General features: G+C 69.6%; 35 protein-coding genes. 1 reads left to right on the forward strand and 34 read right to left on the reverse strand.

Going from position 1 to position 20,668, the window contains the following annotated elements:
• Positions 1 to 38: 38 nt before the first annotated feature.
• Positions 39 to 644 (reverse strand): class I SAM-dependent methyltransferase, encoded by a 606-nt coding sequence (locus tag ACLQ2W_RS11570; protein WP_425786373.1) that lies wholly within the window; start codon positions 642 to 644, stop codon positions 39 to 41.
• Between the two features lie 125 nt (positions 645 to 769).
• On the opposite strand from ACLQ2W_RS11570, the gene ACLQ2W_RS11575 reads away from it, so the two are divergent.
• Positions 770 to 1,927 (forward strand): hypothetical protein, encoded by a 1,158-nt coding sequence (locus ACLQ2W_RS11575; RefSeq protein ID WP_425786374.1) that lies wholly within the window; start codon positions 770 to 772, stop codon positions 1,925 to 1,927.
• Positions 1,928 to 2,021: 94 nt separating this feature from the next.
• Here the strand turns inward: ACLQ2W_RS11575 and truA are convergent, their stop codons facing one another.
• The 33 genes from truA to rpsJ form a co-directional block, all read right to left on the reverse strand.
• Positions 2,022 to 2,855: a tRNA pseudouridine(38-40) synthase TruA gene (gene truA, locus ACLQ2W_RS11580; protein WP_425786375.1), complete on the reverse strand. Its 834-nt coding sequence runs from the start codon at positions 2,853 to 2,855 to the stop codon at positions 2,022 to 2,024.
• Positions 2,856 to 2,925: 70 nt separating this feature from the next.
• Positions 2,926 to 3,486, reverse strand: a complete 561-nt coding sequence (gene rplQ, locus ACLQ2W_RS11585) for a 50S ribosomal protein L17 (RefSeq protein WP_107157451.1) — start codon at positions 3,484 to 3,486, stop codon at positions 2,926 to 2,928.
• A 34-nt stretch (positions 3,487 to 3,520) separates the two neighbouring features.
• Positions 3,521 to 4,543: a DNA-directed RNA polymerase subunit alpha gene (locus ACLQ2W_RS11590; protein ID WP_405091234.1), complete on the reverse strand. Its 1,023-nt coding sequence runs from the start codon at positions 4,541 to 4,543 to the stop codon at positions 3,521 to 3,523.
• A gap of 95 nt (positions 4,544 to 4,638) precedes the next feature.
• The gene (gene rpsD, locus ACLQ2W_RS11595) at positions 4,639 to 5,265 is read right to left on the reverse strand and encodes a 30S ribosomal protein S4 (protein WP_089155247.1); all 627 of its coding nucleotides are present in this window, start codon (positions 5,263 to 5,265) and stop codon (positions 4,639 to 4,641) included.
• 14 nt (positions 5,266 to 5,279) lie between these two features.
• Positions 5,280 to 5,687, reverse strand: a complete 408-nt coding sequence (rpsK, locus tag ACLQ2W_RS11600; RefSeq protein WP_014440747.1) for a 30S ribosomal protein S11 — start codon at positions 5,685 to 5,687, stop codon at positions 5,280 to 5,282.
• Between the two features lie 18 nt (positions 5,688 to 5,705).
• Positions 5,706 to 6,086, reverse strand: coding sequence for a 30S ribosomal protein S13 (gene rpsM, locus ACLQ2W_RS11605; RefSeq protein WP_013288614.1), 381 nt, complete (start codon positions 6,084 to 6,086; stop codon positions 5,706 to 5,708).
• Between the two features lie 154 nt (positions 6,087 to 6,240).
• Entirely contained in the window at positions 6,241 to 6,354 is a 114-nt protein-coding gene (gene rpmJ / locus ACLQ2W_RS11610; protein ID WP_043965539.1) for a 50S ribosomal protein L36, read from the reverse strand.
• 91 nt (positions 6,355 to 6,445) lie between these two features.
• Positions 6,446 to 6,667, reverse strand: a complete 222-nt coding sequence (infA, locus tag ACLQ2W_RS11615) for a translation initiation factor IF-1 (RefSeq protein ID WP_007073013.1) — start codon at positions 6,665 to 6,667, stop codon at positions 6,446 to 6,448.
• A 249-nt stretch (positions 6,668 to 6,916) separates the two neighbouring features.
• Positions 6,917 to 7,414, reverse strand: coding sequence for a DUF1707 SHOCT-like domain-containing protein (locus ACLQ2W_RS11620; RefSeq protein ID WP_425786376.1), 498 nt, complete (start codon positions 7,412 to 7,414; stop codon positions 6,917 to 6,919).
• A gap of 130 nt (positions 7,415 to 7,544) precedes the next feature.
• Positions 7,545 to 8,396 carry a type I methionyl aminopeptidase gene (map, locus tag ACLQ2W_RS11625; RefSeq protein ID WP_425786377.1) on the reverse strand — a complete coding sequence of 284 codons (852 nt, stop codon included), beginning with the start codon at positions 8,394 to 8,396 and terminating at the stop codon, positions 7,545 to 7,547.
• Between the two features lie 90 nt (positions 8,397 to 8,486).
• Positions 8,487 to 9,140 (reverse strand): adenylate kinase, encoded by a 654-nt coding sequence (locus ACLQ2W_RS11630; RefSeq protein WP_425786378.1) that lies wholly within the window; start codon positions 9,138 to 9,140, stop codon positions 8,487 to 8,489.
• Entirely contained in the window at positions 9,141 to 10,466 is a 1,326-nt protein-coding gene (gene secY, locus ACLQ2W_RS11635; RefSeq protein ID WP_281938099.1) for a preprotein translocase subunit SecY, read from the reverse strand. It lies immediately after the preceding gene.
• Positions 10,467 to 10,702: 236 nt separating this feature from the next.
• A complete protein-coding gene (rplO, locus tag ACLQ2W_RS11640; RefSeq protein WP_357298029.1) occupies positions 10,703 to 11,146 on the reverse strand; it encodes a 50S ribosomal protein L15 in 444 nt (147 codons plus the stop codon).
• The gene (gene rpmD, locus ACLQ2W_RS11645; protein ID WP_091065818.1) at positions 11,146 to 11,328 is read right to left on the reverse strand and encodes a 50S ribosomal protein L30; all 183 of its coding nucleotides are present in this window, start codon (positions 11,326 to 11,328) and stop codon (positions 11,146 to 11,148) included. The genes rplO and rpmD overlap by 1 nt, the downstream gene beginning before the upstream one ends.
• A complete protein-coding gene (rpsE, locus tag ACLQ2W_RS11650; RefSeq protein ID WP_091608844.1) occupies positions 11,328 to 11,942 on the reverse strand; it encodes a 30S ribosomal protein S5 in 615 nt (204 codons plus the stop codon). Before rpsE ends, rpmD begins: the two co-directional genes overlap by 1 nt.
• A gap of 33 nt (positions 11,943 to 11,975) precedes the next feature.
• Entirely contained in the window at positions 11,976 to 12,365 is a 390-nt protein-coding gene (gene rplR, locus ACLQ2W_RS11655; protein ID WP_425786379.1) for a 50S ribosomal protein L18, read from the reverse strand.
• The gene (gene rplF, locus ACLQ2W_RS11660; protein ID WP_425786380.1) at positions 12,362 to 12,904 is read right to left on the reverse strand and encodes a 50S ribosomal protein L6; all 543 of its coding nucleotides are present in this window, start codon (positions 12,902 to 12,904) and stop codon (positions 12,362 to 12,364) included. Before rplF ends, rplR begins: the two co-directional genes overlap by 4 nt.
• Before the next feature lie 16 nt (positions 12,905 to 12,920).
• Positions 12,921 to 13,328 (reverse strand): 30S ribosomal protein S8, encoded by a 408-nt coding sequence (rpsH, locus tag ACLQ2W_RS11665; protein WP_425786381.1) that lies wholly within the window; start codon positions 13,326 to 13,328, stop codon positions 12,921 to 12,923.
• Positions 13,329 to 13,426: 98 nt separating this feature from the next.
• Positions 13,427 to 13,612: a type Z 30S ribosomal protein S14 gene (locus ACLQ2W_RS11670; RefSeq protein ID WP_007073023.1), complete on the reverse strand. Its 186-nt coding sequence runs from the start codon at positions 13,610 to 13,612 to the stop codon at positions 13,427 to 13,429.
• 1 nt (position 13,613) lies between these two features.
• Positions 13,614 to 14,183 (reverse strand): 50S ribosomal protein L5, encoded by a 570-nt coding sequence (rplE, locus tag ACLQ2W_RS11675; protein WP_107157443.1) that lies wholly within the window; start codon positions 14,181 to 14,183, stop codon positions 13,614 to 13,616.
• Positions 14,183 to 14,503 (reverse strand): 50S ribosomal protein L24, encoded by a 321-nt coding sequence (rplX, locus tag ACLQ2W_RS11680; protein ID WP_018217055.1) that lies wholly within the window; start codon positions 14,501 to 14,503, stop codon positions 14,183 to 14,185. The genes rplE and rplX overlap by 1 nt, the downstream gene beginning before the upstream one ends.
• Positions 14,500 to 14,868 carry a 50S ribosomal protein L14 gene (rplN, locus tag ACLQ2W_RS11685; protein WP_007465279.1) on the reverse strand — a complete coding sequence of 123 codons (369 nt, stop codon included), beginning with the start codon at positions 14,866 to 14,868 and terminating at the stop codon, positions 14,500 to 14,502. The genes rplX and rplN overlap by 4 nt, the downstream gene beginning before the upstream one ends.
• Before the next feature lie 97 nt (positions 14,869 to 14,965).
• Complete coding sequence (gene rpsQ, locus ACLQ2W_RS11690; protein WP_405091239.1) at positions 14,966 to 15,247, reverse strand: 30S ribosomal protein S17; 282 nt, start codon at positions 15,245 to 15,247, stop codon at positions 14,966 to 14,968.
• Positions 15,244 to 15,480: a 50S ribosomal protein L29 gene (rpmC, locus tag ACLQ2W_RS11695; protein ID WP_107157442.1), complete on the reverse strand. Its 237-nt coding sequence runs from the start codon at positions 15,478 to 15,480 to the stop codon at positions 15,244 to 15,246. Before rpmC ends, rpsQ begins: the two co-directional genes overlap by 4 nt.
• Positions 15,480 to 15,905, reverse strand: a complete 426-nt coding sequence (gene rplP, locus ACLQ2W_RS11700; RefSeq protein WP_007465292.1) for a 50S ribosomal protein L16 — start codon at positions 15,903 to 15,905, stop codon at positions 15,480 to 15,482. Before rplP ends, rpmC begins: the two co-directional genes overlap by 1 nt.
• A gap of 3 nt (positions 15,906 to 15,908) precedes the next feature.
• A complete protein-coding gene (rpsC, locus tag ACLQ2W_RS11705) occupies positions 15,909 to 16,790 on the reverse strand; it encodes a 30S ribosomal protein S3 (RefSeq protein WP_107157441.1) in 882 nt (293 codons plus the stop codon).
• Positions 16,790 to 17,245 (reverse strand): 50S ribosomal protein L22, encoded by a 456-nt coding sequence (rplV, locus tag ACLQ2W_RS11710; protein ID WP_107157440.1) that lies wholly within the window; start codon positions 17,243 to 17,245, stop codon positions 16,790 to 16,792. Before rplV ends, rpsC begins: the two co-directional genes overlap by 1 nt.
• Before the next feature lie 40 nt (positions 17,246 to 17,285).
• The gene (gene rpsS / locus ACLQ2W_RS11715; RefSeq protein WP_007073032.1) at positions 17,286 to 17,567 is read right to left on the reverse strand and encodes a 30S ribosomal protein S19; all 282 of its coding nucleotides are present in this window, start codon (positions 17,565 to 17,567) and stop codon (positions 17,286 to 17,288) included.
• Positions 17,568 to 17,579: 12 nt separating this feature from the next.
• Positions 17,580 to 18,419, reverse strand: a complete 840-nt coding sequence (rplB, locus tag ACLQ2W_RS11720; protein ID WP_091065788.1) for a 50S ribosomal protein L2 — start codon at positions 18,417 to 18,419, stop codon at positions 17,580 to 17,582.
• A 12-nt stretch (positions 18,420 to 18,431) separates the two neighbouring features.
• Positions 18,432 to 18,734 (reverse strand): 50S ribosomal protein L23, encoded by a 303-nt coding sequence (rplW, locus tag ACLQ2W_RS11725; protein ID WP_107157439.1) that lies wholly within the window; start codon positions 18,732 to 18,734, stop codon positions 18,432 to 18,434.
• Positions 18,731 to 19,396: a 50S ribosomal protein L4 gene (gene rplD, locus ACLQ2W_RS11730; protein WP_425786382.1), complete on the reverse strand. Its 666-nt coding sequence runs from the start codon at positions 19,394 to 19,396 to the stop codon at positions 18,731 to 18,733. The genes rplW and rplD overlap by 4 nt, the downstream gene beginning before the upstream one ends.
• Positions 19,393 to 20,058 carry a 50S ribosomal protein L3 gene (gene rplC / locus ACLQ2W_RS11735; protein WP_107157437.1) on the reverse strand — a complete coding sequence of 222 codons (666 nt, stop codon included), beginning with the start codon at positions 20,056 to 20,058 and terminating at the stop codon, positions 19,393 to 19,395. Before rplC ends, rplD begins: the two co-directional genes overlap by 4 nt.
• Before the next feature lie 11 nt (positions 20,059 to 20,069).
• Positions 20,070 to 20,378 (reverse strand): 30S ribosomal protein S10, encoded by a 309-nt coding sequence (gene rpsJ / locus ACLQ2W_RS11740; protein WP_007073037.1) that lies wholly within the window; start codon positions 20,376 to 20,378, stop codon positions 20,070 to 20,072.
• Positions 20,379 to 20,668: the final 290 nt, after the last annotated feature.

Here is a 20,668-nt window from a genome sequence, read left to right on the forward strand (position 1 = left end):
GGCATCCTGCCCGAGCCGGCGGCCCGGCCGACACCGGATTACCGGGTGACGCGGAGCACCCGGTAGCCCTTCTGGCTGGCGTGCCGCTGCACCTGCCAGCCCTGCTCGACCAGCCAGCGGTGCAGCGAGTCGCCGCCGAGGTGCCGGGCGACGACCAGCCAGGCCACGCCGTCCGGGGTGAGCCGGGGCAGCCAGCGCAGCAGCAGGTCGTGCAGTTCGGCCTTGCCGACGTGGATCGGCGGGTTCGACCAGATCTGCGCGAACGTGACGTCCGGCGGCAGGTCGTCCGGGGCGACGGCGTGGACCCGGTCGGCCGCGTCGACGCGGGCGGCGTTGGCGGTGGTGAGCGCGCGGGCCCGTTCGTTGACGTCCACCGCCCAGACCGTGGCGGCCGGCGCGACCGTGGCCAGGACGCAGGTGATCGGGCCGAATCCGCAGCCGATGTCGAGCAGCGGGCCGGCGGCGTCGGCGGCCGGCAGGTCGGCCTTGCGCAGCAGCACGGCGGTGCCGGGGTCGAGCCGGTCGGCGGAGAAGACCCCGCCGGCCGAGGTGAGCGTGTAGTCGCGCCCGGCGACGGAGAACTCGACCTCGCGCGGGCGGGCCGGGGTCGTGGGCTCAGCGGTGAAGTAGTGGTCGCCGGTCACGCGGGCATTCTCGCACCGGCGGGTGGCGGGCCGGTCGACGGTACGGCGGGCAGGGAGCGACGCCACCCCGTCGGATTTTCCCGATATTCCCCCTGAAAGGGATAATCGGCCCTACTCTATCCCACATGGTGTACCGGTACGAGTCCGATGAGGACGCCTTCCTCGAATATCCGGAGCCCGGGCCGGCCCCGGTCGGGCCCGTGGTCGCGACGCCGCCACCGGCCGGCCCGTCGCCGTCCCGCTTCCCCACGCCGTCGCTGCCACCGGCCCGGGCCACCCGCCCGGCCCTCGACGACGCCCGGGCGCCCGCCCCCGCACCACCCGCACCACCCGCACCGGTGCCCACACCGCCCCGGGAGCCCGCGCCGGTGCCCCAGCCCGCACCACCGGTGCCGCAGCCGGTACCCGCCGCGAACGCAGGCCCGACCGTGCCGGTCCCGGCCAGCCCGACGTTCCGCACCACGAGCCTGCCCGACCAGGCACGGAACCGGCGGGCCGGCCGTCGCGGCGGTGGCCGGTTCTGGCAGGCGCTGGTCGGCGGCGCCGCCGTGCTGCTCCTGCTCTCCCTCACCGGCCTGGCCGTCGCGGCGCTGCTCGACGAGCGGGCCGACACGCCGCCGACGAGCGAGCAGACCACACCGCCGGCGGTGACCGAGTCGAGCGCGCCCGGCCGGTCCGACCTGGACTCCCGGGACACCGACCAGGCGACGCTCACCGCCAAGGAACTGTTCCCGGGCAAGCAACTCGTGGTCACCGACGGCAAGCCGGCGTACCGGGTGCTCAAGACGCAGGCCAGCACCGACTGCGCGGTCTCGGCCACCGGCGAGATCGCCGACCTGCTGGTCCGGCTCGGGTGCAACCAGGTCGTCCGGGGCACGCTCCGCTCCCCCGACGGCGACCACCTGCTCACCGCCGGCCTGTTCAACCTGACCGACCTGGCCAGCGCCCAGCGGGTACGGGACCGGATCCGGCCGCTGCTGGACGACCGCCAGGGACGGTTCCGGGGCCTGCCGGCGGGTGAGGGCACCGAGGCGGTGGAGAAGGCCGCCGCCCGGGTCGGCTGGCAGGTACGCGGCCACTACCTCGCCTTCTGCCTGGTCACCCGCGCGGACGGGGAACGGATCCCGACCGACGACGCGGTCGCCCGCGAGATCATGTTCGACCTGATCGAGCTGCACCTGAACCGGAACGTGCTGGACCACCGGGCCGCCGGCGGCACGGCCGGCCAGCCCACCGACGGTCCGACCGAGGAAAGCGCCGGCCAGCGCGGCACCGGCGACTGAAGCGGCGTTCCCCCGGCCCGCCACCCACCTCCGGTGGCGGGCCGTTCGCCGTCTCCGGGCCGCTTCGCCGCGCCTGCGTCGTCCTCCGCCCGGCTCAGCCCTCGGCGACCGGGACCCGCAACCGGCGGGTGAGGTCGGCGCGGCGGGCGTACTCCGTCGGGTCGGCCGGGTAGCCGACCTCGACCAGCGCGAGGCCGTGCGCGGGCGCCACGGTGACCTCGCTGGACCGTTCCCGGCGGGTCAGCAGCCCGGCCGGCCACTCGACCGGCCGCCGGCCGTCACCGGCGACCAGCATGGCGCCGACCAGACTGCGCACCATGTTCTGGCAGAACGCGTCGGCCTGCACGGTGGCGACCAGGATGCCGTCCGGGTCGCGCCGCCAGTCCAGCCGGGTCACCTCGCGCAGCGTGGTGGCGTTCTCCTTCCGCCGGCAGTACGCGGCGAAGTCGTGCTCGCCCACCAGACCGGCCGCGGCCGCGTTCAACGCGGCCAGGTCCAGCGGCTTCGGCCAGGCCAGCGTGTCCCGCCGGCGCAACGGCTCGGCGCCCCACGGCGCGTCGGTGACCCGGTACTCGTAGCGCCGGAAGGTGGCCGAGAACCGGGCGTCGAAGTCGGCCGGCACCTCGGTCATCGCGCGTACCCGGGCGTCCGGTGGGAGCAGTCGGGCCAGCCGGCGCAGCAGCCGTCCCTCGTGCGCCCGCCACACCTCGGTCGGCAGGTCCAGGTGGCAGACCTGCCCGGTGGCGTGCACCCCGGCGTCGGTCCGCCCGGCCACGGTGAGCCCGGTGACCGTGCCGGCGCCGAGCACCAGGTCCAGCGTCGCCATGAGCACGCCGGCGACCGTGCGCCGGGTGGGCTGGGGCGCCCATCCGGAGAAGTCGGTGCCGTCGTACGAGACGTCCAGCCGCAGCCGGGTCCGCTCGTCCACCTCGTACCTCCCGTTGACGGCGACGGGCCCGGCACCCCCGTGGGGATGCCGGGCCCGGTCGAGCCTGAACTCAGGCCTTGTCGTTCTCGGTGGCCTCGTCGCTGTCCTCACGGGCGGCGGCGGTGTCACCGGAGGCGGAGACCGGAGCCTCGGCGTCCTGGTCGCCGGTGCTGGCCTTGGGGGCCTCCTCGGCCGGGGCCAGGGCCTCGACCTTGTCCTGCTGGGCGGCCTTGCGGGCGGCGGTCTTCTTGTTCGCCTTGGGCTCGGCGACCTGAAGCTCCTCGACCAGCTCGATGATCGCCATCGGAGCGGCGTCACCCTTGCGCGGACCGGTCTTCACGATCCGGGTGTAGCCACCGTTGCGGTTGGCGTACCGGGGCGCGATCTGGTCGAACAGGGAGTAGACCACGTCCTTGTCCTTGACGACGCCCGCCACCCGCCGACGCGAGGCGAGGTCGCCGCGCTTGGCCTTGGTGATGAGCTGCTCGGCCAGCGGACGGAGCCGCCGGGCCTTCGTCTCGGTGGTCTGGATCTTGCCGTGCTGGAACAGCGCGGTGGCCAGGTTGGCCAGCATCAGCCGCTCGTGCGCGGGGCTGCCGCCGAGGCGGGGGCCCTTGGTGGGCGTGGGCATGCTTGGTGCTCCTCAGGTGTGGCGGCAGCGCGGACTAGAGCTGCTCGGTCTCGCGGTAGTCGTCGGTGTCGTAGTCGGCCTCGCCGAAGGTGTCCACGACGTGCGCCGGGTCGAAGTTCGGAGCCGAGTCCTTCAGCCCCAGGCCCATCCCGGCGAGCTTCATCTTGACCTCGTCGATCGACTTCTGGCCGAAGTTGCGGATGTCGAGGAGGTCGGCCTCGGTACGCCCGATCAGCTCACCAACGGAGTTGATGCCCTCGCGCTTGAGGCAGTTGTAGGAGCGGACGGTCAGGTCCAGCTCCTCGATCGGCAGAGCCAGGTCCGCCGCCAGCTGGGCGTCCTGCGGGGACGGCCCGATGTCGATGCCCTCGGCGGTCTCGTCCAGCTCGCGGGCGAGCCCGAACAGCTCCACCAGCGTCGAGCCGGCCGAGGCCAGCGCGGTACGCGGGCCCATCGACGGCTTGGTCTCGACGTCGATGATCAGCCGGTCGAAGTCGGTCCGCTGCTCGACCCGGGTCGCCTCGACGCGGTACGTCACCTTCAGCACCGGCGAGTAGATCGAGTCGACCGGGATCCGGCCGATCTCGGCGCCCGCCTGCTTGTTCTGCGCGGCGGTGACGTAGCCCCGGCCCCGCTCGACGGTCAGCTCCATGTCGAGCCGGCCCTTGCCGTTGAGGGTGGCGAGCTTCAGGTCCGGGTTGTGCACGGAGACACCGGCCGGGGGCTGGATGTCGCCGGCGGTCACGTCGCCCGGGCCCTGCTTGCGCAGGTACATGCTGACCGGCTCGTCGTGCTCGGAGCTGACGCACAGCTCCTTGATGTTCATGACGAGCTCGACCACGTCCTCCTTGACACCGGGGATGGTGGTGAACTCGTGCAGCACACCGTCGATCTTGATCGAGGTGACCGCCGCGCCCGGGATGGACGACAGCAGCGTACGCCGGAGCGAGTTGCCGAGCGTGTAGCCGAAACCGGGCTCCAGCGGCTCGATGGTGAACTTGGACCGGGTCTCGTTGATCGACTCTTCGGACAGAGACGGTCGCTGGCTGATGAGCATCTTTTCTCTTCTCTTCCGGGGCGCCCGCTATTTGACGCCCACGACACAACTGTTCCGGTGGCCCGCCCCGCAGGACGGGCCACCGCAACGAGCCCTTACTTGGAGTAGAGCTCGACGATCAGCTGCTCCTGGACCTGGGTGTCGATCACCTGACGGGCCGGGAGCGAGTGCACGAGGACCTTCATCTGGCTGGGGATGGCCTCGAGCCACGCCGGAACGGTCTTGGAGCCGGCCTCGGCCTGCGCGACGATGAACGGGGTGAGCTCCTTGCTCTTGCCCCGGACCTCGATGATGTCGTGCTCCTTGACGCGGAACGACGGAATGTCGACCTTCTTGCCGTTCACCGTGAAGTGACCGTGCTTGACCAGCTGACGGGCCATGTCCCGGGACTTGGCGTAGCCGGCCCGGTAGACCACGTTGTCCAGCCGCGACTCAAGGATCTGGAGCAGAACCTCACCGGTCTTGGCCTTCTTGCCCACGGCCTCTTCGTAGTAGCCGCGGAACTGCTTCTCCAGCACGCCGTAGACACGACGGGCCTTCTGCTTCTCACGGAGCTGGAGCAGGTACTCCGTCTCCTTCGTGCGGCCGCGGCCGTGCTGCCCGGGCGGGAACGGCCGGGACTCGAACGGGCACTTCGGACCATCGCACTTGCTGCCCTTGAGGAACAGCTTCATCTTCTCCCGCCGGCAACGGCGGCAGTCAGCACCGGTGTAACGAGCCATCTCTCTCTAACCTCTCAGACCCGGCGACGCTTCGGCGGACGGCACCCGTTGTGCGGCTGCGGCGTGACGTCGGAAATCTGCCCGACCTCGAGACCGGCGGCCTGCAGCGAACGGATGGCGGTCTCCCGGCCGGAGCCGGGGCCCTTGACGAACACGTCGACCTTGCGCATGCCGTGCTCCATGGCCCGACGCGCGGCGGCCTCGGCGGCCAGCTGCGCGGCGAACGGGGTCGACTTGCGGGAGCCCTTGAAGCCCACCTGGCCGGAGGAGGCCCAGGAGATGACCGCACCGGTCGGGTCCGTGATGGACACGATGGTGTTGTTGAAGGTGCTCTTGATGTGCGCCTGCCCGTGGGCGACGTTCTTGCGTTCCTTGCGCCGGACCTTCTTGACGGCGGCTCCGGCACGAGCCTTCGGTGGCATAAGTCTGTGCGCTCCTAGTTACTTCTTGCCGGGCTTCTTCTTGCCGGCCACGGTCCGCTTCGGGCCCTTCCGGGTCCGCGCGTTGGTCTTGGTGCGCTGACCACGCACGGGCAGACCGCGGCGGTGCCGGATGCCGGCGTAGCAGCCGATCTCGACCTTGCGGCGGATGTCAGCGGCGACCTCGCGGCGCAGGTCGCCTTCAACCTTGTAGTTGCCCTCGATGTGGTTCCGGAGCTCGACGAGCTCCTCGTCCGTGAGGTCCCGAACGCGCTTGTCCGGCGAGATGCCGGTCGCGGCGAGCGTCTCCAGGGCGCGGGTACGGCCGACCCCGAAGATGTAGGTGAGCGCGATCTCCATCCGCTTCTCGCGGGGGAGATCCACGCCGACTAGACGTGCCATGTGCGGGCGTACTCCTCATGATTTGTGGCGGAGGTGTGGACCCGTCCCACCCCGCTGCCCGAGCGGGCCCCGGCCTCCGACCGGGGGTCAACCACGAGGGGTACGCGTGTGGCGCACCGTCCGCGGCTGGGACGAGCTGGTGATGTGTGGGGCGTCAGCCCTGGCGCTGCTTGTGACGCGGGTCGCTGCAGATGACCATGACCCGGCCGTGCCGACGGATCACCCGGCACTTGTTGCAGATCCTCTTGACGCTCGGCTTGACCTTCACGGTTGCCTTACTTCCCATCTGGCCCGGAGCGCGACGGATCGCGACCCGGACGTCGAAGACGGACACGGGGACGTCCCGGCCGTCGTCAGGCTTACTTGTAGCGGTAGACGATGCGCCCGCGGGTCAGGTCGTACGGCGACAGTTCGACGACGACCCGGTCCTCCGGCAGGATGCGGATGTAGTGCTGCCGCATCTTGCCGCTGATGTGAGCCAGCACCTTGTGGCCGTTCGCGAGCTCCACCCGGAACATGGCGTTCGGCAGGGGCTCGATGACCCGACCCTCGATCTCGATGGCTCCGTCTTTTTTCGGCATGTACTCCGCTGTCCTGACGTCGGTTGCTCCGGACGGCCCACAACGTCTTACACGGGTGAACTGACCAAGATCAGTAGACCCGCGCCAGCCGCGGCTCCGACTCCCACCGAAGCGCAGGGTGGGCATGGCGGAGTGGACGCTGTGCGCCGATCTGAAAGTGTACGCCCGCCCGCGCGCCGTCGCCAAACCGGCCGGCCAGCAGATCCCTCGAACGGCGGATTTCCGGCCCGGTTGTGACCAGCGGCACAGTTATCGGCGGCGGTCGCGCCGCTTCCGGCCGTGATCCGCGCCGATCAACCCGACCGACTGCATCAGCACCAGGCCGCCCCACGGCCCCAGCACCCAGAGCGGCCAGACGCCGGCGGCATGCCCGGACGCCACCGCGCCGATCAGCCAGATCGGCACCAGGATCGCGGCCACCCGCAGCCAGGGCAGCCAGAGCCCGAGCAGCCGGGACCGGGTCTCCGGCGTTTCGGGGTCACCGGCCACCGGGGTGGACGGTGCGACCGGCGCAGGAGGTGGAGTCGGCGCGGCGGGTGCCAGCGCGGACCGCTCGGCGGGCGCCGGGCCCGGCAGGTCGGCCACCACCTCGTCCAGCTCGCCGTAGGTCCGGGCGCCGTACGTGCGGGCCAGCCGCTCGTCGTACTCGTGCAGGCCGAGCCGGCCCTCCTCCAGCGCCACCCGGAGCCGCTCCGCGACGGCCTCCCGGTCGCGGTCGGCCGCCCGCATCTCCCGCCGCCCGTCCATATCGGCAAGGATGCCACCGGACCGCCACCCCACTCCGCCCCGCGCCCTGTTTCACGGGAAGAGTTGCCATCCGGGCCCGAATACCCCCTCTTTCGGTGAAACAGGGAGACTGGAGAGGGGAGCGGGTGGGTCAGCGGGCCGGGGAGTCCGCCGGCTGGCGGGCGGTCACCAGATCGCCGAGGCGGGCCCGGCCGCCGTCGGGGGCGGTGAGCACCCACACCCCGTCCGCCAGCAGCGCCATCGAGTGCTCCACGTGCACCGCCATCGAGCGGTCCCGCGTCACCACCGTCCAGCCGTCGGCCAGCTCGACGGTACGCGGGGAACCCGCCGTGATCATCGGCTCGATGGCGAGCGCCAGACCGGGCACCAGCCGTGGACCCTTGCCGGGGCGACCGTGGTTGAGCACGTGCGGGTCCTGGTGCATCTCCGTGCCGATGCCGTGGCCGCCGTAGCCGTCGACGATGCCGTACCGGCCGCCCTTGCGGACCGCGGTCTCCACCGCGTGCGAGATGTCGGTCAGCCGGCCCCTGCCGGAGGCCGCGCCCCGGGCCGCGGCGGCGATCCCGGCCCACATCGCATCCTCGGCCACCTCGGCCATCCGCAGCAGCGCCGGGTCGACCTCCCCCACCGCCACCGTGATCGCCGCGTCGCCGTGCCAGCCGTCGAGCACCGCCCCGCAGTCGATCGAGATCAGGTCGCCCTCGCGCAGCACCTGTTCGGGCGACGGGATGGCGTGCACCACCTGCTCGTTGACCGAGGAACAGATCGAGGCCGGGAAACCGTGGTAGCCCTTGAACGACGGGACCGCGCCGGCCTCCCGGATGGTCGCCTCGGCGATCGCGTCGAGGTCGGCGGTCGACACACCGGGCGCGACCGCCTCCCGCATCCGGGCCAGGGCACGGGCGACCACCAGACCGGCGGCCCGCATCAGCTCGATCTGCTCGGGGGTCTTCAGCTGGATGTCCAGCTGGGGACGGCGCATGACGGCGTTCACCTTTCGTTACACGGAACAGCGGGGCACGTCGCGCGTACCCCGCTGTTCACAGTCTATCCGCCGGGCGGCGGTGGGAGGTCAGCCGCCGTACGACCGCAGGGCGTCGATGGCGCGGACCGTCACGTCCTCCACCGGCCCGGTCGCGTCGATGCCCACCAGCTTGCCCTGGGCGCCGTAGTAGTCGACAAGCGGCGCGGTCTTCTCGGAGTATTCCCGCAGCCGCGCGGCGATCGTCTCCGGCTTGTCGTCGTCGCGCTGGAACAGCTCCGCGCCGCACCGGTCGCAGATGCCGTCCCGGGTGGTCGCGTCGAACTCGACGTGCCAGATCTTGCCGCAGCCCCGGCAGGTACGCCGGCCGGAGAGCCGCCGGATCACCTCGTCGTCGTCGACCACCAGCTCCAGCACCAGGTCCAGCGTGGAGCCCAGGTCGGCGAGGAGCTTGTCCAACTCGGCGGCCTGCGGCGTGGTGCGCGGGAAGCCGTCGAGCAGGAAGCCCTCGCCGGCGTCCGGCTCGGCGAGCCGGTCCCGGACCATGTTGATGGTGACGTCGTCCGGGACCAGCTTGCCGGCGTCCATGTACCGCTTCGCCTCGACGCCCAGCGGAGTGCCCTGGGTGACGTTGGCCCGGAAGATGTCACCGGTCGAGATCTTCGGCACCGAGAGGTGCGCGGCGATGAACTCCGCCTGTGTGCCCTTGCCCGCGCCCGGCGGGCCAACCAGAACGAGTCGCATCTACCGCAGGAACCCTTCGTAGTTCCGCTGCATGAGTTGGCTCTCGATCTGCTTCACGGTCTCCAGACCGACGCCGACCATGATGAGCACAGCGGTGCCGCCGAACGGGAAGTTCTGGAACTGCTGGTTGTCCAGCCAGATGAAGAAGAAGTTCGGCAGGATCGCGATGATGCCGAGGTAGAGCGCACCCGGCAGGGTGATCCGGCTGAGGATGAAGTCGAGGTACTCGGCGGTCGGCTTGCCGGGGCGGATGCCCGGCACGAAGCCGCCGTACTTCTTCATGTTGTCCGCGACCTCGGTCGGGTTGAACGTGATCGACACGTAGAAGTACGTGAAGAAGATGATCAGCAGGAAGTAGATCGCGATGTGCTCCGGCGCGCTCGCCTTCACGATGTGGTTCTGGATCCAGGCCTGGACCTTGCCCGGGTCGTTCTGGTCGAAGAACTGGAGCGCGAGCGTCGGCAGGTAGAGCAGCGACGAGGCGAAGATGACCGGGATGACGCCGGCCTGGTTCACCTTGAGCGGGATGTAGGTGGAGGTGCCGCCGTACATCCGCCGGCCGATCATGCGCTTCGCGTACTGCACCGGGATCCGGCGCTGCGCCTGCTCGATGAACGTGACCGCGGTGATGACCAGCAGCACCAGGGCGATGACGAGGAGGAACATCCCCCAGCCCTTGGTGGTCTTGATCTTCCAGCCCTCGCTGGGGAGCCGGGCCGCGATCGAGGTGAAGATCAGCACCGACATGCCGTTGCCGACGCCCCGGTCGGTGATCAGCTCGCCGAGCCACATCACCACGCCGGTGCCGGCGGTCATCGTCATCACCAGGACGGTGAGCGTCAGCCAGTCCGGGATGCCGGTGCCCTTGGGCACGATCGGGAACTGGTCGCACTGGTTGTTGAACAGCTGCCCGGAGCGGGCCAGCGCCACGAACGCCGAGGACTGGAGGATGCCCAGCCCCAGCGTCAGGTAGCGGGTGTACTGGGTGATCTTCGCCTGGCCGGCCTGGCCCTCCTTGCGGAGCTGCTCCAGGCGCGGGATCACCACCGTCAGCAGCTGCAGGATGATCGACGCGGTGATGTAGGGCATGATGCCCAGCGCGAAGACCGAGAGCTGGAGCAGCGCGCCGCCGGAGAAAAGATCCAGCAGGTTGAGCACGCCGGTGCTGCCCTGGATGGTGTCGAGGCACTTCTGCACGTTGCCGTACGAGACGCCCGGGCTGGGCAGCGTGGCGCCCAGCCGGTAGACCGCGATGATGCCTACTGTGAACAGCAGCTTCTTGCGCAGGTCAGGCGTACGGAACGCACTGAGAAAGGCGGACAGCAACTTCTTCCTCCTGCGCGACGCGGGCCGCCGGTGACGATCCCTGGCGGGGCGGGGTGGGTGCCGGGCGGAGTGCCCGGTATCCATGGCTGGCAACGGACTCTAACAGTCCGATCCCGGTCCGGGCAGATGTGCCCGGCTACATAAAACGAATCCGATGTTACCCGGCGCACACGCGACCGGTAGACCATGACGCCCGCCCAGTCGCGAACAACTGAGCGGGCGCCACGAAAATGCCCTTAGAGCTCGGTGACCGAGCCGCCGGCCGCGGTGATCTTCTCCTTGGCCGACGCGCTGAACGCGTGCGCCGACACCTGGAGGGACACACCGCCGAGGTCGCCGGTGCCGAGCACCTTGACCGGGTGGCCCTTGCGGACCGCGCCGGTCTCGACCAGCTCGACCGGGCCGACCTGGCCGCCGTTCGGGAAGAGCTCCGCCAGCCGGTCCAGGTTGACCACCTGGAACACGACCTTGAACTTGTTCTTGAAGCCCTTCATCTTCGGCAGGCGCATGTGGATGGGCATCTGCCCACCCTCGAACGCCGGCGAGATGTTCTTCCGGGCCTTCGAACCCTTGGTACCGCGTCCAGCGGTCTTGCCCTTCGAACCCTCACCGCGACCCACCCGGGTCTTGTCGGTCTTGGCTCCCGGGGCGGGACGCAGGTGGTGCACCTTGATCGTCATTACTCGACCTCCTCGACCTTCACGAGGTGGTTGACCGTGAAGATCATGCCGCGGATCTCCGGCCGGTCCTCCTTGACCACCACGTCGTTGATCCGCTTGAGCCCGAGCGAACGCAGCGAGTCACGCTGGTTCTGCTTGCGCCCGATCCCGGACCGGACCTGGGTGACCTTCAGACGTGCCATCAGGACGCCACCCCCGCACGCGACGCCAGCATGGCGGCCGGCGCGACGTCCTCCACCGGCAGGCCACGACGCGCCGCGACCTGCTCGGGGGACTCAAGCCCCTTCAGGGCCGCCACGGTGGCGTGCACGATGTTGATCGGGTTGGACGAGCCGAGGCTCTTGGAGAGCACGTCGTGGATGCCCGCGCACTCCAGCACGGCACGCACCGGACCACCGGCGATGACACCCGTACCGGCGGAGGCCGGCTTGAGCAGCACCACACCGGCGGCGTCCTCGCCCGTGATCGGGTGCGGGATCGACTGGCCGATCCGCGGCACCTTGAAGAAGTGCTTCTTGGCCTCCTCGACGCCCTTGGCGATCGCCGCGGGCACCTCCTTGGCCTTTCCGTAGCCCACGCCGACGGTGCCGTCGCCGTCGCCCACGATCACCAGGGCGGTGAAGCTGAAGCGACGACCACCCTTCACGACCTTGGCGACGCGGTTGATCGCGACGACCCGCTCGAGGTGCGGGGTCTTCTCGACGGGCGCGTTTCCGCGGCCGCCCTCACGGCGGTTGTCGCGGCGACCACCCTCGTTGCCACCGGACCCGCCGCCACGGCGCTGTTGACCTGGCATCAGCAGCCTTCCTTCTCTCTCGTGACGGGGTTTCTAGAACTCGAGCCCGGCTTCGCGGGCGGCCTTGGCAAGCGCGGCGACCCGCCCCGCGTACCGGTTGCCACCGCGGTCGAAGACGACCTTCGAGACGCCGGCGGCCTTGGCCCGCTCGGCGAGCAGCTCGCCGACCTTGCCGGCCAGGGCGCTCTTGTCGCCCTCGGCGCCGCGCAGCGAGGCGTCCATGGTCGACGCCGACGCCAGGGTGTGACCCTTGGCGTCGTCGACGACCTGGGCGACCATGTGCCGCAGGGAACGGGTGACGACGAGGCGAGGACGCTCGGCGGTGCCGCTGACGTTCTTGCGGACCCGGAAGTGCCGACGCGCACGCCCGACGGCGCGCTTGGCGGCAACGCCGCGGCGGCGCTTGAGCAGCGTGGCGCTCACTTCTTACCTGCCTTTCCAGCCTTACGGCGGATGACCTCGCCCTGGTACTTCACACCCTTGCCCTTGTAGGGCTCCGGCGGGCGGATCTTCCGGATGTTGGCGGCGACCTCGCCGACCTGCTGCTTGTCGATGCCGGCCACGTGGAACAGCGTCGGCCGCTCGACCGTGAAGGTGATGCCGTCCGGCGCCGGCACGACGACCGGGTGCGAGAACCCGAGCGCGAACTCCAGGTCCTTGCCCTTGGCGGTCACCCGGTAACCGGTGCCGGCGATCTCCAGGCTCTTGCGGTAGCCCTCGGTCACCCCGACGATCATGTTGGCCACCAGCGTACGGCTCAGGCCGTGCAGCTCCTTGGCCTTGCGCTCGTCGTTGGGCCGGTTGACGTGCAGCTCGCCGCTCTCGTCCCGCTCCGCCGTGATCGGCTCGGCCAGCACGTGGCTCAGCTCGCCCTTGGGGCCCTTGACCTTGACGGTCTGGCCGTCGATCGTGATGTCGACGCCGGATGGCACCGGGATCGACTTACGTCCAATACGCGACATTTCTACCTGTCTCCCGTTACCAGACGAAGGCGAGGACTTCCCCGCCAACGCTCCGCTTGCGGGCCTGCCGGTCGGTGAGCAGCCCCTGGGACGTCGAAATGATCGCCACACCAAGCCCGCCGAGCACCCGCGGGAGCCCCTCCGACTTGGCGTACACCCGGAGACCGGGCTTGGACACGCGCTTGATGCCGGCCAGGCTCCGCTCGCGGTTCTGGCCGTACTTCAGCTCGACGACCAGTCGCTTGCCGACGGCACCCTCCTCGGGGTCCTCGACCGACCAGGTGGCGATGTAACCCTCGGCCTTGAGGACCTCGGCGATGTTCGCCTTGATCTTCGAGTAGGGCATCGTCACCTGGTCGTGGTACGCCTGGTTGGCGTTACGCAGACGCGTGAGCATGTCTGCGATCGGGTCGGTCATCGTCATGAAAACTCGTCAACCTTTCTCGCCGGGGTTCCCCGGGCCAGGCCCGGGGCCTACGGCGAAGAGACAGTTCAGCTGACGCGCCGGAGCGCGCCGGGCTATTACCAGGAAGCCTTGGACACGCCGGGCAGCTCACCGCGGTGGGCCATCTCCCGGATGCACACCCGGCAGAGACCGAACTTGCGGTAGACCGCCTTCGGACGCCCGCACCGCTGGCAGCGGGTGTACGCGCGAACCGAGAACTTCGGCTTCGCGGCCGCCTTGAGGATCAGCGCCTTCTTGGCCATCTCAGTTCTCCTTGAACGGGAAGCCCAGGAGCTTGAGCAGCGCCCGGCCCTCGTCGTCGGTCGTGGCGGTCGTGACCACCGTGATGTCCATGCCCCGCTGGCGATCGATCTTGTCCTGGTCGATCTCGTGGAACACCGACTGCTCGGTCAGACCGAACGTGTAGTTGCCGTGCCCGTCGAGCTTGCGCCCGTCCAGACCGCGGAAGTCACGGATACGCGGCAGCGCGATGGAGAGCAGCCGGTCCAGGAACTCCCACATCCGGTCGCCCCGGAGGGTGACCTTCGCGCCGATCGGCATGCCCTCGCGGAGCTTGAACTGCGCGATGGACTTGGTGGCCCGCCGGACCAGCGGCTTCTGGCCGGTGATGGTGGCCAGGTCGCGGACGGCGCCGTCGATCAGCTTGGCGTCGCGAGCGGCCTCGCCGACACCCATGTTGACGACGATCTTGACCATCCGCGGCACCTGCATCGGGTTGCCGTAGCTGTACTGCTTCTGCAGCTCGGCCACGATCTCGTTGCGGTACCGCTCCTTGAGGCGCGGCTGGGTCTTGGTTTCGGTAGCCGTGGTCATCACAGGTCCTTACCGGTGCTACGCGCGATGCGGACCTTCTGGCCGTTGTCGTCGATCCGGTAGCCGACGCGGGTCGGCTTGCCGTCGGAGTCCACGACCATCACGTTCGAGACGTGGATCGGGGCTTCCTGGGTGACGATGCCGCCGGTCTTGGCGCCACGCTGGGTGGTGCTGATGCGAGTGTGCTTCTTGACCCGGTTCACGCCCTCGACCAGGACCTTGTCCTGCCGCGGGTAGGCCGCGATGACCTTGCCCTTGGCACCCTTGTCCTTGCCGGCGATGACGACGACCGTGTCGCCCTTCTTGACCTTCACGGTCACAACACCTCCGGCGCGAGAGAGATGATCTTCATGAACCGCTTGTCCCGCAGCTCACGACCCACCGGGCCGAAGATACGGGTACCGCGCGGGTCCCCACCGTCCTTGATGATGACGGCGGCGTTCTCGTCGAAGCGGATGTACGACCCGTCCGGCCGCCGCCTCTCCTTGGCGGTCCGAACGACGACGGCCTTGACGACGTCGCCCTTCTTCACACCGGCACCGGGGATCGCGTCCTTGACCGTGGCCACGATGACGTCGCCGATGCTCGCGTAGCGCCGACCGGAGCCACCGAGAACCCGGATGCACAGGATCTCCCGGGCACCCGTGTTGTCGGCGACGCGCAGTCGCGACTCCTGCTGAATCACGTCTATCTCCTATGTCTGCCGGTTCTCCGGCCGCCGGGGGCGGCCGGAGCCTGGCGGAACCTGCGCCCGACCGATCCCGGCCGAGCTCGAGCCTTCGCTACTTGGCCTTCTCGAGGATTTCCACGAGCCGCCACCGCTTGGTGGCGGAGAGCGGCCGGGTCTCCATGATCAGGACCCGGTCGCCGATACCGGCCGAGTTCTGCTCGTCGTGCACCTTCAGCTTGCGGGTACGACGCATGATCTTGCCGTACAGCGCGTGCTTGACCCGGTCCTCGACCTCGACCACGACGGTCTTGTCCATCTTGTCGCTGACCACGAGGCCCTCGCGCACCTTACGGCGGGACCGCGCGGCGGCGGTGGTAGTGGTGTTCTCACTCATGATGCAGTCACCTCAGTCGGCGCGGCCGAGAGACCCAGCTCACGCTCACGCATGATCGTGTAGATCCGGGCGATCTCCCGACGGATGACCTGCAGCCGCCGGTTGTTGTCGAGCTGCCCGGTCGCGCCCTGCACGCGGAGGTTGAACAGCTCCGCCTTAGCCTCGCGCAGCTTCGTGACCAGCTCCTCGTCGGAGAGCTCACGCAGCTCGGAGGGCTTGACGCCGGCTGCCATCAGGATTCACCCACTTCGCGCGTAACAATGCGGCACTTCATCGGGAGCTTGTGGATCGCGCGACGCATCGCCTCTCGCGCGATCTGCTCGTTGGGGAAGGACATCTCGAAGAGAACCCGCCCCGGCTTGACGTTGGCGACCCACCACTCGGGAGAACCCTTACCGGAACCCATCCGGGTTTCGGCCGGCTTCTTGGTGAGGGCCTGGTCCGGGAAGATCGTGATCCAGACCTTGCCGCCACGCTTGATGTGGCGGGTCATCGCGATACGTGCCGACTCGATCTGACGGTTGGTCACGTACGCCGGCTCGAGAGCCTGGATCCCGAACTCGCCGAACACCACCCGGTTACCACCCTTGGACGCGCCACTGCGGTCCGGGTGGTGCGGCTTGCGGAAGCCCTTCGGGGGCTTGCGCGGCATCAGCATCTGTCAGCCCTCCTGCTGCTGTTCTGCCGGCTGGTTCGGAGCCGAGGCGGCGGCGGCGACAGCGCTGCTGTCGACCGGCTCACCGGCCGGCGTCTCCGCCTGCTGCGCGATGGTGGTCGCGGCAGCGCGGCCGGCCTCGGTGCCGCCGGCGGTCGTACCCGACGAGCCCGACCGGCCACGACGCGGCCGGTCCGGCCGGTCGCCACGGTCACGGCGCGGGCCGCGCGACGGGGCCGCCTCGGCCGGGGCCTCGCGGCCCGGCACGGCGTCGCCCTTGTAGATCCAGACCTTCACGCCGATCCGGCCGAAGGTGGTACGGGCCTCGAAGAAGCCGTACTCGATGTTGGCCCGCAACGTGTGCAGCGGGACACGACCCTCGCGGTAGAACTCGGTCCGGCTCATCTCGGCGCCGCCGAGACGGCCCGAGACCTGAACCCGGATGCCCTTGCAGGCCGGGTTCTTCATCGCGGACTGCATCGCCTTGCGCATGGCCCGACGGAAGCTGACCCGGCTGGACAGCTGCTCGGCGACGCCCTGGGCGACCAGCTGCGCGTCCGACTCGGGGTTCTTCACCTCGATGATGTTCAGCTGGACCTGCTTGCCGGTGAGCTTCTCCAGCTCGCCGCGGATCCGGTCGGCCTCCGCACCCTTACGGCCGATGACGATGCCCGGCCGGGCGGTGTGGATGTCCACGCGGACCCGGTCCCGGGTGCGCTCGATGTCGACCTTGGAGATGCCGGCACGCTCGAGGCCCTTGGACATCATCCGGCGGATCTTGACATCCTCGCCGATGTAGTCCTTGTAGAGCTTGTCCGCGAACCAGCGGGACTTCCAGTCGGTCGAGATGCCGAGCCGGAACCCAGTGGGGTGAACCTTCTGACCCATTACTCGGCACCCTCCGTCGTGCTCTGCGCCTGCGCCGGCTCGGCCTGCTTGGCCGGAGCGGCCTTCTTCGCCGACTTCTTCGGCGCGGCCGGCGCCACGGCCTCGACCGCCACCGTGATGTGGCACGTCCGCTTGCGGATCCGGTACGCCCGGCCCTGCGCCCGCGGCCGGAACCGCTTCATCGTCGGGCCCTCGTCGACGAACGCCTCGCTGACGAGCAGCGCGTCGGGGTCCAGCCGCTCGTTGTTCTCCGCGTTGGCGATCGCGCTCGCGAGCACCTTGTACACCTGCTCGCTCGCAGCCTGCGGCGCGAACTGCAGCACCGTGAGCGCCTCCTTCGCGGGCAGGCCGCGGACGAGGTTGACCACCCGGCGCGCCTTCATCGGCGAGATGCGCACGTGCCGCGCAACCGCCCGCGCGCCCGGAAGCACCGGAGCGTCGCCCTTTCCTGGCATCGCTGTAACCCCTTGTTCCTCTATCCGTATGCCCGCGGCGTCAGCGCCGGCGGCTCTTCCGGTCGTCCTTCTCGTGACCCTTGAACGTGCGGGTCAGCGCGAACTCGCCGAGCTTGTGCCCGACCATGGCCTCGGTCACGAAGACCGGGACGTGCTTGCGTCCGTCGTGCACGGCGATCGTGTGTCCCAGCATCTCCGGGATGATCGTCGAGCGCCGCGACCAGGTCTTGATCACGTTCTTCGAGCCCTTGTCGTTCTGCGTCTCCACCTTCTTGAGCAGGTGGTCGTCGACGAACGGGCCCTTCTTCAGGCTGCGAGGCATGTCTTATCTCCCTCAGCCGCGCTTACGCGTGGCGTAGCGGCGGCGGACGATCAGCCGGTCGCTCGGCTGGCCCTTACGACGGGTACGGCCCTCGGGCTTACCCTGCGGGTTGACCGGGTGGCGACCACCGGAGGTCTTACCCTCACCACCACCGTGCGGGTGGTCGACCGGGTTCATGGCGACACCACGGACGGTCGGGCGCTTGCCCTTCCACCGCATCCGGCCGGCCTTGCCCCAGTTGATGTTCGACTGGTCGGCGTTGCCGATCTCGCCGACGCTGGCGCGGCAGCGCACGTCGACCCGCCGGATCTCACCGGACGGCATACGCAGGGTCGCGTACGCGCCCTCACGGCCGAGCAGCTGGATGCCGACGCCGGCCGAGCGGGCCAGCTTGGCGCCGCCGCCCGGACGCAGCTCCACGTTGTGGATGGTGGTACCCACCGGGATGTTGCGCAGCGGCAGGTTGTTGCCCGGCTTGATGTCGGCGCCCGGGCCGGACTCGACGCGGTCGCCCTGCTTCAGGTCCTTCGGCGCGAGGATGTAGCGCTTCTCGCCGTCGGCGTAGTGCAGCAGCGCGATGCGCGCGGTGCGGTTCGGGTCGTACTCGATGTGGGCGACCTTCGCCGGCACGCCGTCCTTGTCGACCCGCTTGAAGTCGATCAGACGGTACTGGCGCTTGTGGCCGCCACCGTGGTGCCGCGTGGTGATCCGGCCGTGGGCGTTACGCCCGCCCTTCTTCGGCAGCGGAGCCAGCAGCGACTTCTCCGGCGTGGACCGGGTGATCTCGGCGAAGTCGGCGACGCTGGAGCCTCGCCGGCCCGGCGTCGTCGGCTTGTACTTACGGATAGCCATTGTCTACACCCCTCAGCTGACCGGGCCGCCGAAGGCCTCGATACGGTCACCGTCAGCCAGCTTCACGATCGCCCGCTTGGTGTCCTTGCGCTTGCCGAACCCGGTCTTGGTCCGCTTGCGCTTACCCTGGCGGTTGAGCGTGTTGACCGTCAGGACGCGGACGTTGAAGATCTGCTGGATAGCGATCTTGATCTCGGTCTTGTTCGCGTCCGGGTGCACCAGGAAGGTGTACCAGTTCCGGTTCAGCTCGCTGTAGCTCTTCTCCGAGACGACCGGCGCGACGATGACGTCACGCGGATCGGCGATCGTGCTCACTTGCCATCCTCCTCGGTGGTCTCGGCGGGCACGCCCAGGAACTCGTCCAGGGCCTCCTTGGTGAAGACCACGTCGTCGGCCACCAGCACGTCGTACGTGTTGAGCTGGCCGGCCTCGATCAGGTGCACCCGGCTGTCCCGCGTGTTGCGCAGGTTCCGCAGCGACACCCAGTTCAGCTCGTCGGTGCTGCTCAGCACGACCAGGATCCGGCGGGCGGCGGTCAGCTTGGTCAGCGTGGCCAGGGCCGCCTTGGTCGACGGCTTCTCGCCCGAGACGAACGCCTCGACGACGTGCACCTGGCCGGCGCGGGCCCGGTCGGAGAGGGCGCCACGCAGGGCGGCGGCCTTCATCTTCTTCGGGGTGCGCTGGCTGTAGTCGCGCGGCGTCGGGCCGTGGACCACGCCACCGCCGGCGAACTGCGGCGCGCGGGTCGAGCCCTGACGGGCCCGGCCGGTGCCCTTCTGCTTGTAAGGCTTCCGGCCACCGCCGGAGACCTCACCGCGGGTCTTGGTCTTGTGCGTGCCCTGCCGGGCCGCGGCGAGCTGAGCCACCACGACCTGGTGCATCAGCGCGACGTTCGCCTGGACGTCGAAGATGTCGGCCGGCAGCTCGACGGAGCCGCTCTTGCCGCCTTCGACGTTGAGGACGTCAACGGTGGTCACTTGGCCACACCGCCCTTCTTCACCTTCGCCTTGGCCGCGGTGCGGACCAGGACGAGCGCGCCCTTCGGGCCCGGGATGGCGCCACGGACGAGCAGGAGGTTGTTCTCGGTGTCGACCGCCTGGACGGTCAGGTTCTGGACGGTGTAGCGAACGCCACCCATCCGGCCCGCCATCCGGGTGCCCTTGAAGACGCGACCCGGGGTGGCGCAGGCGCCGATCGAGCCGGGCGAGCGGTGCTTCCGCTCGACACCGTGGCTGGCGCGCAGACCGTGGAAGCCGTGCCGCTTCATCGGGCCGGCGTAGCCCTTGCCCTTGGTCTTGCCGGTCACGTCGATCACGGCGCCGACCGGGAACTCCTCGACCGTGACCTCCTGGCCCGGCGCGTAGTCCGCGGCGTCGGAGGTGCGCAGCTCGACGATGTGCCGGCGCGGCGCGACGTCCGCCTTGGCGTAGTGCCCGGCGACCGGCTTCTTGACCTTGCGCGGGTCGATGGCCCCGTAGGCGAGCTGAACGGCGGTGTAGCCGTCCTTGTCGGCGCTACGAACCTGGCTCACGACGCACGGGCCGGCCTCGACCACGGTCACGGGGACGACCTTGTTGTTGTCCCAGACCTGGGTCATGCCGAGCTTGGCGCCCAGGATCCCCTTGACTTGCCTGTCCATTTGATCGATCCCTACAGCTTGATCTCGATGTCGACGCCAGCCGGCAGGTCGAGGCGCATGAGCGAGTCGACCGTCTTCGGGGTCGGGTCGATGATGTCGATCAGACGCTTGTGCGTGCGCATCTCGAAGTGCTCGCGCGAGTCCTTGTACTTGTGCGGCGAGCGGATGACGCAGAAACGGTTGATCTCCGTGGGCAGCGGCACCGGGCCAGCAACCTGCGCCCCGGTACGCGTCACCGTCTCGACGATCTTCCGAGCCGAGGAGTCGACGACCTCGTGGTCATAGGCCTTGAGCCGGATGCGGATCTTCTGTCCCGCCATGGTGGCTTCTGTTCCTTCTCTCGATGCCGCTGTGTCGCGGGCACCTGTACCGGCTGGTACAGGCCCACTTCCGCCGACCCCCGCGGTCGGGCGTGTCGCGCCCGTGGACCAGGCTCCGCCCCGAGGCTCCGGAGCGATTCTGACCGCGCGGTGGGTCATGGCGCCGATCGCGGTAACCGCGACCTGGACGCCGCGCGAGGGTGGTTGACCGCCGATGGCGATCAACCACCCCACGCGAAACGATCTGACTCCCGGAGGTCCAGCCTCAACCGGACGCAGGTGACCGACCG

The sequence above is a fragment of the Micromonospora sp. DT227 genome (assembly GCF_049841835.1).
GTDB lineage: Bacteria > Actinomycetota > Actinomycetes > Mycobacteriales > Micromonosporaceae > Micromonospora.